The following is a 13,557-nucleotide window of genomic DNA, read 5'->3' as shown; positions in this document are numbered from 1 at the left end:
TTCTAACGGGTGAGTCACGGACGCCCGGGTCCCCGGCACCACGCCTACCCCTCAGACTCCCCCCGGATCACGGCCAGCACGCCATCCAGCTCATCGGGTTTCACAAGAACGTCACGAGCCTTGGATCCCTCGCTCGGACCGACGATGTTCCGCGACTCCATGAGGTCCATCAGCCGGCCGGCCTTCGCGAAGCCGACGCGCAGCTTGCGCTGGAGCATCGACGTCGAGCCGAACTGGGTGGACACGACCAGCTCGGCCGCCTGGCACAGCAGGTCGAGGTCGTCGCCGATGTCCTCGTCGATCTCCTTCTTCTGCTTCGTCCCCACGACGACGTCGTCCCGGAAGACCGGCGCCATCTGGTCCTTGCAGTGCTGCACGACCGCCGCGACCTCGGCCTCGGTCACGAAGGCGCCCTGCATACGGGTCGGCTTGTTCGCGCCCATCGGCAGGAACAGTCCGTCACCCTTGCCGATCAGCTTCTCCGCGCCCGGCTGGTCCAGGATGACCCGTGAGTCGGCGAGCGAGGAGGTGGCGAAGGCGAGCCGCGAGGGCACGTTCGCCTTGATCAGACCGGTCACCACGTCGACCGAGGGCCGCTGGGTGGCGAGCACCAGGTGGATGCCGGCCGCGCGCGCGAGCTGTGTGATCCGCACGATCGCGTCCTCGACGTCCCGCGGCGCGACCATCATCAGGTCGGCCAGCTCGTCGACGATCACCAGCAGGTACGGGTAGGGCTGCAGCTCCCGCTCGCTGCCCTCGGGCGGCTTGACCTTGCCGTTCCTTATGGCCTCGTTGAAGTCGTCGATGTGCCGGAAGCCGTAGGCCGCGAGGTCGTCGTAGCGGAGGTCCATCTCCCGGACGACCCACTGCAGCGCCTCGGCGGCCCGCTTCGGGTTGGTGATGATCGGCGTGATCAGGTGCGGGATGCCCTCGTACGCGGTCAGCTCGACGCGCTTGGGGTCGACGAGGACCATCCGCACGTCCTCCGGGGTCGCCCGGACCATGATCGACGTGATGAGGCAGTTGATGCACGAGGACTTGCCGGACCCGGTGGCGCCGGCCACGAGGATGTGCGGCATCTTCGCCAGGTTGGCCATCACATAGCCGCCCTCGACGTCCTTGCCGAGCGCCACCAGCATCGGGTGGTCGTCCTCCGCCGCGTCGGCGAGCCGCAGCACGTCCCCGAGGTTCACCATCTCCCGGTCGGTGTTGGGGATCTCGATGCCGACCGCCGACTTGCCGGGGATCGGGCTGATGATCCGCACGTCCGGGCTGGCGACGGCGTACGCGATGTTCTTGGTGAGCGCGGTGATCCGCTCGACCTTCACGGCGGGGCCGAGCTCGACCTCGTAGCGGGTGACCGTCGGGCCGCGGGTGAAACCGGTGACGGCCGCGTCGACCTTGAACTCGGTGAAGACGTTCGTCAGCGAGGCCACGACCGCGTCGTTGGCGGCGCTGCGCGCCTTGCCGGGGCCGCCGCGCTGCAGCAGGTCCAGCGAGGGCAGCGCGTAGGTGATGTCGCCGGCGAGCTGGAGCTGCTCGGCGCGCGGCGGCAGGTCGGCGATCTTCTCCGGCGGCGCCTTGGTCAGATCGGGGACGGCCCCGGTCCGCAGCTTCTCCTGCTGCGGCCGCGCGGCCGGTACCGGCGTCGGTGTGGTCGCCTCACGGTCGCCCACCCGCACGCCCTGGGTGAGGTCGGCGACGACCGGCGAGGGCGGCATGCCGTGCATGATGGCGCCGTCGAGGTCGGCCGCGGCGGCCGCGGCGATGTCCACGGCGTCCGGCTCCCGGTCCATCGCGGGCTGCGGCACGGCCGAGCGGCGGGGACGGCCACGGCGCCGGGAGAGGGCTTCCCCCTCGGCGTCGTCGGGGTCGTACGCCCCGGGGGCGCCCGAGCGCCGGCGGGGGCGCCCGGGCAGCGCCTCGCGCCACTGTTCGTCGTAGCGCGCGTCGTCGTCGGCGAACGCGTCGTACCCGTCCGCCTCGTAGTCGTGCACGATGCCGAGGCGGACCCCGAGCTGCCGCAGCCGCTGCGGGATCGCGTTGACCGGGGTGGCCGTGACGACCAGCAGCCCGAAGACCGTGAGCAGCACCAGCAGCGGTACGGCGAGCACCTCGCCCATGGTGTACGTCAGCGGGGTCGCCGCGCTCCAGCCGATGAGGCCGCCGGCGTCCCTTATCGCCTGCATGCCGTCGCTGCGGGCGGGCGCGCCGCAGGCGATGTGGACCTGGCCGAGGACCCCGATGACGAGCGCGGACAGGCCGATCACGATGCGCCCGTTGGCCTCGGGCTTCTCCGGGTGCCGGATGAAGCGCACGGCGATGACCGCGAGCAGGATCGGCACGAGCAGGTCGAGGCGGCCGAAGGAGCCGGTGACCAGGATCTCGACCAGGTCGCCGACGGGGCCCTTCAGGTCGGCCCAGGTGCCCGCGGCGACGATCAGCGCGACGCCGAGCAGCAGCAGGGCGACGCCGTCCTTGCGGTGGGCGGGGTCGAGGTTCTTCGCGCCGTTCCCTATCCCCCGGAACACGGCGCCCACCGCGTGCGCCAGGCCCAGCCACAGGGCCCGCACGAGCCGGTAGACGCCCCCGGTGGGGCTCGGCGCCGGCTTGGGCGCCGGCGCCGCCTTCTTGGCCGCGGCCTTCCTGGCGGGCGCCTTCTTCGCCGGGGCCTTTTTCGCGGCGGCCTTCTTCGCCGGAGCCTTCGCGGGAGCGGCCGCCTTCTTGGCTGGCTGCTTCTTGGCTGCGGAGGGACGTGAGGCCATGGGTGTGAGGTTACCGGGGGAGACGACAGGGGACACGCGTGCCCACTGCTTCACCCGTTCGTGTCGGCCCTTCGCAGGCGCGGAACTGACACTTCCGCACGGCTGGGGCAGCCCTCCGGAGCAGCCGCCCGGCGAGGAGCCGGCGCATCAGCCCCGTGACGGCGCACGGAACTGACACCCGCTCACCCCCAACTGCGGCCGCCTCCCGCGTCAGTTCTGCGACGGCAGCGAGGCGGCGCCGTTGCCGGTGCCCGGCTCCAGCGCGTCCAGGGCCCGCCGCAGCCCGGTGAGTTTGCGCTCCAGATGCGCGGCCGTGGCCACCGCGGCCGCGTCCGCCGACTCGTCGTCGAGCTGCTTGGACAGCGCCTCGGCCTGCTCCTCGACGGCCGCGAGACGCGCGGAGAGCTCGGCCAGCAGCCCGGCCGGCTCCTTGGCACCACCGGCCGCCGCCGCCTTGCCGCCGCCCTCCAACTGGAGCCGCAGCAGCGCCGCCTGCTCCCTGAGCTGGCAGTTCTTCATGTACAGCTCGACGAACACCGAGACCTTGGCGCGCAGCACCCACGGGTCGAACGGCTTGGAGATGTAGTCCACCGCGCCGGCCGCGTACCCCCGGAAGGTGTGGTGCGGGCCGTGGTTGATCGCCGTGAGGAAGATGATCGGGATGTCCCTGGTGCGTTCTCGCCGCTTGATGTGCGCGGCCGTTTCGAAACCGTCCATTCCCGGCATCTGGACATCCAGCAGAATGACCGCGAAATCGTCCGTCAGCAGCGCTTTGAGCGCCTCCTCCCCGGACGATGCCCGCACCAGCGTCTGATCGAGCGCCGAGAGGATCGCCTCCAGCGCCAGCAGATTCTCCGGCCGGTCATCGACCAGGAGGATCTTGGCCTTCTGCACCATGGCCCGCCCTCCTCGCCCCGGCAGTGCACCGGGCGCCGCCCCTGGGGACGACTCCTTTGCGCCGCCCTTCCTTGTGCCGGTCATGGTAGCCGCACCCCGACCGTCGCCACACCCTGTCACCGTGATGTCACTGTGCACATAGCAGGAACGCGACAGGAGACCAGAAGGTTCCCCGGATCCCGCCCCGCTACACGGCCGTGAACAGCCTCTGTCGGCAACTTCTCACGACTCCCGCAAGTTCCCGTCACAGAACGGATCCCGTCACGCCTCCCGCATCCACTGCTCCATCACCGTCAGCAGGTGATCGGGATCGACCGGCTTCGTGACGTAGTCGGAGGCACCCGACTCGATCGCCTTCTCCCGGTCGCCCTTCATCGCCTTCGCCGTCAGCGCGATGATCGGCAGCCCCGAGAACTGCGGCATCCTGCGGATCGCCGTCGTCGTCGCGTAGCCGTCCATCTCGGGCATCATGATGTCCATCAGCACGACCGCCACGTCGTCGTGCTGCTCCAGCACCTCGATGCCCTCACGGCCGTTCTCCGCGTACAGCACCGACAGGCCGTGCTGCTCCAGGACGCTGGTCAGCGCGAACACGTTACGGATGTCGTCGTCGACGATCAGCACCTTCTCACCGCCGAACCGGATGCCCCGGTGCCCCTGCGGCGCCGACCACTGCGCGGGCTCCCCGACCCGCTCCCCGCCGTTCGACGACCGCCGCCGGCGCCGGAACAGCGCCGCCGCGCCGTTCTGCGTCTCGTGGTACGACTTCACCTCGGCCGGCGTCTCGATCTCCACGTCCGACAGCTCCGACCGCTCGGCCGCCCCGTTCTCCGAGGCCACCAGGTCACCGGCCTCCAGCGCGGGCACCACCTGCTGGTACCCCTGCGGCGGCAGCTCGCTGGGGTGCAGCGGCAGGTACAGCGTGAACGTCGAACCACGCCCCGGCTCGCTCTGCGCATGGATCTCACCGCCCAGCAGCTGCGCGATCTCCCGCGAGATCGACAGCCCCAGACCCGTACCGCCGTACTTGCGGCTGGTCGTGCCGTCCGCCTGCTTGAACGCCTCGAAGATCACCCGCATCTTGCTGGCCGCGATCCCGATGCCCGTGTCGGTCACCGAGAACGCGATCAGCGGCGCGTCCGGATCCGTCAGCGAACCGGCCTCCAGCAACTGCTCCCGGATCGCCACCGGCACCTCCGCCCCGGCCGGCCGGATCACCAGCTCCACCGACCCCGAGTCGGTGAACTTCACCGCGTTGGACAGCAGGTTGCGCAGCACCTGAAGGAGCCGCTGCTCGTCCGTGTGCAGCGTGGCCGGCAGCTCCGGCGACACCCGCACCGACAGATCCAGTCCCTTCTCCGCGGTCAGCGGCCGGAAGGTCGCCTCCACGTAGTCCACGAGCTGCACGAGCGCGATCCGCGTCGGCGAGACGTCCATCTTGCCCGCCTCGACCTTCGACAGGTCCAGGATGTCGTTGATCAGCTGCAGCAGGTCGGAACCCGCCCCGTGGATCGTCTCCGCGAACTCGACCTGCTTCGGCGAGAGATTGCCCTCCGCGTTGTCCGCGAGCAGCTTCGCCAGGATCAGCAGCGAGTTCAGCGGCGTACGCAGCTCGTGCGACATGTTGGCGAGGAACTCGCTCTTGTACCGCATCGACACCGCGAGTTGCTCGGCACGCTCCTCCAGGACCTGCCGCGCCTCCTCGATCTCGGTGTTCTTCACCTCGATGTCACGGTTCTGCTGGGCCAGCAGCTCGGCCTTCTCCTCCAGTTCGGCGTTGGACGCCTGGAGGGCCATCTGCCGCTGCTCCAACTCCGCCGACCGCTCGCGCAGTTGCTCGGTCAGCTCCTGCGACTGCTTCAGCAGCTGCTCGGTCTTGGTGTTGACCGAGATGGTGTTGACGCTGGTCGCGATCATCTCGGCGAGCTGGTTGAGGAAGTCCTTCTGGATCTGCGTGAACGGCGCGAAGGACGCCAGCTCGATCACCCCGAGCACCTTGCCCTCGAACAGCACCGGCAGCACGATCACCTGCGCGGGCGGCGCCTCACCGAGCCCGGAGGAGATCTTCAGATAGCCGCTCGGCGCGTTCTCCACCAGGATCGTGCGCTTCTCCTCGGCGGCCGTCCCCACCAGCGCCTCACCCGGCCGGAACGACGTCGGCATCGACCCCATCGAGTAGCCGTACGAGCCCAGCATCCGCAGCTCGTACGACTCCTCCGTGCCCTCGGACGACGGCATCGCCAGGAAGAACGCGCCGTGCTGCGCGGCCACCAGCGGCGGCAGCTCGCTCATGATCAGCGAAGCCACGTCCTCCAGGTCGCGCCGCCCCTGCATCAGGGCCGACACGCGCGCGAGGTTGCCCTTGAGCCAGTCCTGCTCCTTGTTGGCGATCGTGGTGTCACGCAGGTTGGCGATCATCTTGTTGATGTAGTCCTGCAGCTCCTGGATCTCGCCGGCCGCGTCCACGTCGAGCTTCAGGTTCAGGTCGCCGCGGGTCACCGCGGTCGCCGCGCGCGCGATGGCGCGGACCTGCCGGGTCAGGTTCCCGGCCATCTCGTTCACCGACTCCGTGAGGTCGCGCCAGGTGCCGTCGACGTCACGCACGCGTGCCTGGCCGCCGAGCTGCCCCTCCGTGCCCACCTCGCGGGCCACCCGGGTGACCTCCTCGGCGAACGACGACAGCTGGTCGACCATCGTGTTGATGGTCGTCTTCAGCTCCAGGATCTCCCCGCGCGCATCGATGTCGATCTTCTTCGTCAGGTCACCCTTCGCGATGGCCGTCGTGACCATGGCGATGTTGCGCACCTGACCGGTCAGGTTGGACGCCATGCCGTTCACGGAGTCGGTGAGGTCCTTCCACGTGCCCGCCACACCCGGCACATGTGCCTGACCGCCCAGGATGCCGTCCGTGCCCACCTCACGGGCCACCTTGGTGACCTGCTCGGCGAACGAGCTCAGCGTCTTCACCATCGTGTTGATGGTGTCGGCGAGCTGCTGGACCTCGCCGCGCGCCTCGATCGTCACCGTCCGCGTCAGATCGCCGTTGGCGACGGCCGCCGCGACCTGGGAGATGTTGCGCACCTGCATGGTCAGGTTCTTGGCCATCAGGTTGACGTTGTCGCTGAGGTCCTTCCAGATGCCCGTGACGCCCGGAACGTGCGCCTGGCCGCCCAGGATGCCCTCGGTGCCCACCTCACGGGCCACCCGGGTCACCTGCTCCGCGAACGACGACAGCTGGTCCACCATCGTGTTCACGGTGGTGACGAGCTCGAGGATCTCGCCCTTGGCGTCGACGGTGATCTTCTTCGACAGGTCGCCCTTGGCGACTGCGGTCGTGACCTCGGCGATCTGGCGCACCTGGATGGTCAGGTTGTTCGCCATGAAGTTCACCGACTGCGTGAGGTCCTTCCAGGTGCCGGAGACACCCTGCACCTCGGCCTGGCCGCCGAGCTGCCCCTCCGTACCCACCTCACGGGCCACCCGCGTGACCTCCTGGGCGAACGACGACAGCTGGTCCACCATCGTGTTCAGGGTGTTCTTCAGCTCCAGGATCTCCCCGCGCGCGTCCACGGTGATCTTCTGGGACAGGTCACCGCGCGCCACCGCCGTGGCGACCTGCGCGATGTTGCGCACCTGGGCGGTGAGGTTGCCGGCCATGCCGTTCACCGAGTCGGTCAGGTCCCGCCACACACCGGCCACACCGGGCACCTGCGCCTGACCGCCCAGCCGGCCCTCGGTACCCACGTCCCGGGCCACCCGGGTCACCTGGTCCGCGAACGCGGAGAGCTGGTCGACCATCGTGTTGATGGTGTTCTTCAGCTCGAGGATCTCGCCGCGCGCGTCGACGTCGATCTTCTGCGACAGGTCACCGCGCGCCACGGCGGTCGTCACCTGCGCGATCTGCCGCACCTGAGAGGTGAGGTTCCCCGCCATGAAGTTGACGGAGTCGGTGAGCTCCCGCCACGTGCCCGACACACCGTCCACGCGTGCCTGACCGCCGAGCCGTCCCTCGGTGCCCACGTCCCGGGCCATCCGCGTCACCTGGTCGGCGAACGACGACAGCTGGTCCACCATCGTGTTCACGGTGTTCTTCAGCTGGAGCATCTCGCCGGAGACGTCGACGGTGACCTTCTGCGACAGGTCGCCGTTGGCCACGGCCGTCGTCACCTGGGCGATGTTCCTCACCTGTCCGGTGAGATTCCTGAACGCCGTGTTGACGGAGTCCGTCAGGTCCTTCCACGTCCCGGCCGCGCCCGACACCTGCGCCTGACCGCCCAGTTCACCCTCGACACCGATCTCCCGCGCCACGCGCGTGACCTCGGCACCGAACGCGGAGAGCTGGTCCACCATCCCGTTGACGGTGTTCTTCAGCTCCAGCATCTCGCCGGCCACGTCCACCGTGACCTTCTGCGACAGGTCACCGCTCGCCACGGCCGTCGTCACGGCCGCGATGTCACGCACCTGAGTGGTGAGGTTGCGGAACACCGTGTTGACGGAGTCCGTCAGGTCCTTCCAGGTACCCGCCGCACCCGGCACGTTGGCCTGCCCGCCGAGCCGCCCCTCGGCGCCCACCTCGTTGGCCACGCGCGTGACCTCGTCCGCGAAGATCCGCAGCGTCTCGGTCATCTGGTTGATCGTCTCGGCGAGTTGGGCGACCTCACCACGTGCCGGCACGGTCACCTTCCGCGACAGGTCACCATTGGCGACCGCCGTGGTGACCTCGGCGATCTGACGCACCTGCGCCGTCAGATTGCCGGCCATGGTGTTCACCGAATCGGTGAGTTCCTTCCACACACCGTCGACACCCGACACCTGCGCCTGACCGCCCAGCATGCCGTCGGTGCCCACCTCGCGCGCGACGCGGGTCACCTCGGACGAGAACGCGGAGAGCTGGTCCACCATCGTGTTGACGGTGTTCTTCAGCTCCAGCATCTCGCCCTCGACATGAACCGTCACCTTCCGTGACAGATCACCCTTGGCCACCGCCGTCGTCACCAGCGCGATGTCCCGCACCTGCGCGGTGAGCCGTTCCGCCATCGTGTTGACGGACTCCGTCAGGTCCTTCCACGAACCGGACATGCCGCGCACCTGCGCCTGCCCGCCCAGCTTGCCCTCGGTGCCCACCTCGCTGGCCACGCGCGTGACCTCGTCGGTGAACGTCGACAGCTGGTCCACCAGGTTGTTGACCGTCCGCCCGACCTTCAGGAACTCCCCGCGCAGCGGCTGCCCGGCCACCCCCTCCGGCGTCTGCGTCCGCAGCTCCATGCGCGGCGACAGATCACCCTCGGCCACCGCCGACAGCACCCGCCCGACCTCGGAGACAGGCCGTACGAGGTCGTCGACCAGTGCGTTGGAGTGGTCGATGGCGGTCGCCCACGACCCCTCACAGGCGCCCGTCTCCAGCCGCTCGGTGAGCTTGCCCTCCCGGCCCACCATGCGGCGCACCCGCGACAACTCACCCGTGAGGTGGAGATTGCGGTCCGCCACCTCGTTGAACACGGCCGCGATCTCCGACATCACGCCGTCGCCGGACACCGTGAGCCGCTTGCGGAAGTTCCCGTCCCGCATGGACACCAGGGCCGAGAGCAGCCGGTCGAGGGCCGCCGTGTCCACGGTGGTGGTACCTCCGCGCGGTGCGCGCCTGCTCAGGGACTGTCCGCCTTTCGCGCGCGCCTTAGTGCTCCGCGTCGCTGCGCCAGACTCCACTTGTCCCTCCCGCAGGGATCGACCGTTACGCTGTGCATGGGTGCTGCTACTTGCCGTCTGCCGGTTACCGCTGGGTTGTCCGCCCGATGTAACCAGGCGGCCCCGGGGGCTGCTGCCCCCTGTACTCAGAAGACACCCAGTCTGCCCGGACCTTCACAAGAAGCTTGCCCAGTGTTTCACCCTCACCGAACCCGGCCATAACAGTTCGGCAGCTTCGCACACCGTCCGCACACTCATGGGGCGGAAACACTGATGACCGGCATCCGCACGGACGGGGAAGGTAAGTAACCTTGCATGCGGCTGTCCAGCCGCGCCGGTCCGTCCGGCCTGGGCGGTGGCACGAGGCACGAGCGGGCATCGGAGGGGCGGCCGCACACATGACCACCGGACTGATCCCGGGGGAACAGCCCCCGGACCCCCGGCCCTCCGGCATGCGCCCGCCGCAGCAGCGGCGCGACCAGGGCGGCCAGGGTTCCCCCCACGTCGACAACCGCCCGAGGAGTTCCGTGATCACCGCGCGTGCGGCCGCCAGCTTCGAGCCCGTCGGGCGATCTGTCGCGACCGCCCGCTCGTTCGTCCGCGACACCCTCCAGGGCTGGGGCTTCGCCGACATCGTCGACGACGCCGTGGTCCTCACCAGCGAGCTGGTGACCAACGCGGTCGTCCACGCGGGCACCCACGCCGACGTCCTGTGCCTGCGGTCCGAGGACGGCGTACGCATCGAGGTGGCCGACCGGTACCCGGAACGCGAGATCCCCCTCCAGGGCTCCCCCGCCACCATGGGCAGCCCCGACCGGGAGGGCGGCCGTGGCCTCCAGCTCTGCGCGGCCATCGCGGGCCGCTGGGGCGTCGACTACACCCCCACCCACAAGCAGGTCTGGTTCCAACTCGATCTTCCCGACCGCCCGGTGGGCACCCGCACCGCCGGCCCGTCCCTCCCCGCCGACCTCCTCCCGCTCGCCGACAGCCGCGTCCGCGTCGCGGTCGTCCAGATCGACCGTACGGGCGCGATCTCGGCCTGGAACGAGGACGCCGAGGAACTCTTCGGCTACGCCGCCGACCAGGTCACCGGCAAACCCCTCACCGACCTCGCCGCCTGGCCGCACACCCCCGGCACCGGCACCGGCATCGCCGAGGCCCTCCAGCTCTCCCGCTGGGAGGGCAGCTACGGCATCCGCGGCGCCACCGGCCGGGTCACCCCCGTGTACGCCTCCCACCTCCGCGTCCGCGACACCGACGGCGAACCCTCCACGGTCTGCCTCCTCGTCCGTGACCACGAACGCGCCGTCCTGCAGACCCCGTCACGCATCCCGGCGTCCGACACGGCGCCCGTCGACGGCCAGAGCAGCGACCCCTTCGAGGTCTTCATCGGCTCACCCGCCCCCGACGACCTCGACGGACTCCTCCAGCGGACCGTGGAACGCGCCCGCGACATGCTCGACGGCGACTCCGCCTTCCTGCTCCTCGCGACCGACGACGAGACGGAGTTGGAGGTCCGCGCCTCCACCGGCCTGCCCTCCGCCCGCCAGCGCTTCGCCCGCGTCCCCGTCGAGGCGGGCCCGGGACGCTACGGCTCGGCCCGGATGCCGGCCGTCCACGAGGACCTCCTGGCCGTCCCCGGCGCCGTGCCGCTGCTGAACGGCACCGGCATGCGCTCGGTGGTGACGGTGCCGCTGAAGGTCGAGGGCCGTCTCACCGGCTCCCTCGGCGTCGCGGCCGAGGCCCCCGGCCGCTACTCCAACGAGGAGGCGCTGCGCCTGCAGTTCGCGGCCGACCGCATCGCCCTCGCCGTCGAGTCGGCCCGCCTGGGCGAGCTGGAGCGCCTGCGCCGCGGCTCGCTGAGCTTCCTGGTGGAGGCCTCCGACCTGCTGGCCGGCACCCTGGACCGCGACCAGACCCTGGCCCTGATGGCCCAGATGACGGTTCCCACCCTGGCGACCTGGTGCGCCGTCTACACGATCTCCGACCAGGCCTCCGACCCGTACCTGTCCTACGTCCTGCACGAGGACGAGGAGCTCATCGACGGCATCAAGTCGTTGCTCTCGAAGATCCCCCCGCCGGATCCGGTACCCACCCCGGGCGCCCGCGTCTGGTCGGCGCCCGGCGAGGCCGCCCACGAGGCGGCCCTGCGCAGCTCCATGCGCAGCCTCGGCCTGACCGGCGGCCCCACCCACCAGGTGGCCTCGGGCATCGGCCCCACCCTCGCCACGGCCTCCGCGGTCGGCGGCGAGACGGTGGTCCTCCCGCTGGTCGCCCGCAACCGCGTCATCGGCATGCTGACCCTCGGCAAGCCCACCGACGAACACTTCCGCCAGGAGATCCTGGAACTGGCCGAGGACCTGAGCCGCCGGGCGGCCCTCGCTCTCGACAACGCCCGCCTCTACTCCGAGCGCACGGCCATCAGCCAGTCCCTCCAGCGCAGTCTCCTGCCGCCGGGACTGCCCGGGATCGACGGCGTCGAGGTCGACGTCATCTATCGCGCGGCCGGCGAGGGCAACGAGGTCGGCGGCGACTTCTACGACGTCTTCCCGATCAGCGACGGCGCCTACGGCTTCGCGATCGGCGACGTCTGCGGCACCGGCCCGCACGCGGCCGCCGTGACGGGTCTGGCCCGCCACGCCCTGAGACTGCTCGCCAGGGAGGGCCTCAGCGGCCCGGCGGTCCTGGAGCGGCTCAACTCGGCCATCCTCGACGAGGGCGACCGCAGCCGCTTCCTGACGCTCCTCTACGGCGAGATGCGCCCGCAGGACGACGGCAGCGCGGAACTGAAGGTGGTCTGCGCCGGTCACCCCCTCCCGCTCCGCCTGCGCCAGGACGGCACGGTGGAACCGGCCGCCGAACCCCAGCCCCTCCTCGGCGTCATCGAGGACCTGGAACTGTACGAGCAGACGGTCACCCTCGACCCGGGCGACGTCCTGCTCTGTGTCACGGACGGCGTCACCGAGCGCCGTGAGGGGACCCGCATGCTGGGCGACGACGGCCTCGCCGACGTCCTGTCGACCTGTACGGGCCTCACGGCCGGCGCGGTCGCGGCCCGCATCATGCGCGCGGTGGAACGCTTCGCGTCGGACGCCCCGTCCGACGACATGGCGATCCTGGCGATGCGGGTGGCCTGAGAGGGAGGGTCACGCGGACATGAGAAAACCCCCGCCCGATAGGGCGGGGGTTTCTTTTCGGAGCCCCCAAACGGAATCGAACCGTTGACCTTCTCCTTACCATGGAGACGCTCTGCCGACTGAGCTATAGGGGCCGGTTGCTTTTCGAGGTTTCCCTCGCGGCAACGGAATAGATCATACCCTGAACGAGCCCGTGTTCCCAAACCCGATCAGAAGGCCGGTTGCAGCAGCCCGCCGAGCGCGTTGCACGCGGCCACGACGCGCTGCATGTCCCGTTTCGTCAACGAGGCGTCCACCGGCAGGGCGAGGGTCTCGTCCGCGGCCAGCTCGGTCTCCGGCAAAGACACGCACCGCCGGAACTCGGGCAGCCGGTGCAGCGGGGTCTTCACCGGCACCCGGCACTCAACTCCCTTCCCCCGCAAGGCCCTCGCGAAGGCGTCCCGATCGGGACGGCCGTTGCCCGGCACCCGCACGACGTACTGCTGATAGGAGTGCCCGTCTCCGCCGTCGGGGGTCCGCACCCCACGCAACCGCGCGTCCAGATAGGCCGCCCGTTCCCGCCGCCGGGCGATCTCGTCGTACGGCGCCTCGGACTCGGCCTGTTCCAGGACCAGCAGCCCGTGCCGCTGCCCGACCCCGTGCAACCGGGGGACATCGGCCGGCCGCCCGAAGCGGTGTACGACAACGACGGCCGCGGTGCGCGGAGTTACGACCGCCTCGACGGCGGCCGCGTCCAGGCAGTAGGTCACCGGATCCACGTCGGCGAACACCGGCAGCGCACCCGCCAGGGCGACCGCTCCGGCGACTTCGGCGTTCCCGAAGGCCGGCACGACGACCTCGTCACCGACACCGACGCCTGCGGCCCTGAGCATTGCAGCAGTACCCATGCCGTGGATGCTGCGGGCGGAACGTGAACTTCAAGTGACGGAAAACAAAAAAGGGTTGGGCTCTGAACCGAAGTTCAGGGCCCAACCCTTTGAATGATTGTTCGGCGGTGTCCTACTCTCCCACAGGGTCCCCCCTGCAGTACCATCGGCGCTGTAAGGCTTAGCTTCCGGGTTCGGAATGTAACC

The 13,557-nt window shown here is 70.0% G+C and carries 5 protein-coding genes, 1 tRNA gene and 1 rRNA gene; 1 reads left to right on the top strand and 6 read right to left on the bottom strand.

Going from position 1 to position 13,557, the window contains the following annotated elements; genetic code table 11:
- Positions 1-44: 44 nt before the first annotated feature.
- The 3 genes from ACFY2L_RS33980 to ACFY2L_RS33970 form a co-directional block, all read right to left on the bottom strand.
- Positions 45-2,765 carry a DNA translocase FtsK gene (locus ACFY2L_RS33980; protein ID WP_390661957.1) on the bottom strand — a complete coding sequence of 907 codons (2,721 nt, stop codon included), beginning with the start codon at positions 2,763-2,765 and terminating at the stop codon, positions 45-47.
- Between the two features lie 210 nt (positions 2,766-2,975).
- On the bottom strand, positions 2,976-3,662 hold the full coding sequence (locus ACFY2L_RS33975; protein ID WP_390661958.1) for a two-component system response regulator: 687 nt from the start codon (positions 3,660-3,662) through the stop codon (positions 2,976-2,978).
- A 261-nt stretch (positions 3,663-3,923) separates the two neighbouring features.
- The gene (locus ACFY2L_RS33970) at positions 3,924-9,368 is read right to left on the bottom strand and encodes a HAMP domain-containing protein (RefSeq protein WP_390661959.1); all 5,445 of its coding nucleotides are present in this window, start codon (positions 9,366-9,368) and stop codon (positions 3,924-3,926) included.
- Positions 9,369-9,745: 377 nt separating this feature from the next.
- Between ACFY2L_RS33970 and ACFY2L_RS33965 the strand changes: the two genes are divergently transcribed.
- Entirely contained in the window at positions 9,746-12,484 is a 2,739-nt protein-coding gene (locus tag ACFY2L_RS33965) for a SpoIIE family protein phosphatase (protein ID WP_390661960.1), read from the top strand.
- 61 nt (positions 12,485-12,545) lie between these two features.
- On the opposite strand, the gene ACFY2L_RS33960 is transcribed toward ACFY2L_RS33965, so the two are convergent.
- From ACFY2L_RS33960 to rrf, 3 genes are all read right to left on the bottom strand, one after another.
- Positions 12,546-12,618: transfer RNA gene (locus tag ACFY2L_RS33960), tRNA-Thr, on the bottom strand.
- Positions 12,619-12,693: 75 nt separating this feature from the next.
- Positions 12,694-13,356 (bottom strand): DegT/DnrJ/EryC1/StrS family aminotransferase, encoded by a 663-nt coding sequence (locus tag ACFY2L_RS33955; RefSeq protein ID WP_390661972.1) that lies wholly within the window; start codon positions 13,354-13,356, stop codon positions 12,694-12,696.
- 114 nt (positions 13,357-13,470) lie between these two features.
- Positions 13,471-13,557: ribosomal RNA gene (rrf, locus tag ACFY2L_RS33950) — 5S ribosomal RNA — on the bottom strand; the annotation flags it as partial.

It is taken from the genome of Streptomyces sp. NPDC001381 (assembly GCF_042895685.1).
Lineage (GTDB): Bacteria > Actinomycetota > Actinomycetes > Streptomycetales > Streptomycetaceae > Streptomyces.
This window is presented reverse-complemented; position numbering and strand designations above follow the sequence as displayed.